Source organism: Vibrio sp. 10N.222.52.B7 (assembly GCF_041474275.1).
GTDB classification, from domain to species: Bacteria; Pseudomonadota; Gammaproteobacteria; order Enterobacterales; family Vibrionaceae; genus Vibrio; species Vibrio crassostreae_C.
Genome location: NZ_JBFRTU010000707.1, coordinates 1 through 361, shown reverse-complemented (window position 1 = coordinate 361; position 361 = coordinate 1). Strand labels below are relative to the sequence as shown.

General features: G+C 51.0%; 1 protein-coding gene. It reads right to left on the bottom strand.

Annotated features, from left to right (window positions below; all coding sequences use genetic code 11):
- The coding region (locus AB4512_RS24915) for a molybdopterin-dependent oxidoreductase (RefSeq protein ID WP_372176141.1) at nt 1–361 on the bottom strand (361 nt) is incomplete at both ends.

Below are 361 nucleotides of genomic sequence, written 5' to 3'. Positions count from 1 at the left end.
CGGCTACCGCGACTAAATCGCGATGACTCTTCGGCTACGTCATTCGAGTTTTGCCAATCAAACCCGTCGTACCCCATTCGCGAAGCCATTTGAGCAACGATCCACCAGTCTGGCTTAGCCTGACCCGGCGCATCAGCGAACTGTTGGTAAAGGCGCAGCCGACGCTCACCATTAGCGCGTATGAAATCCTCTTCCCCCCAAGTCGCAGCCGGAAAGATGATATCGGCAAACTGTTTACCTATAGGATCACGTAAGTAAATATCTTGATTGATGACGACCATTCCACCGGAATCTGCACGCTTTTTGAGTGTATCTATAATGTGCTGTTTATCACGTCGCGTCGCTTGGTGAGGGTTACGTG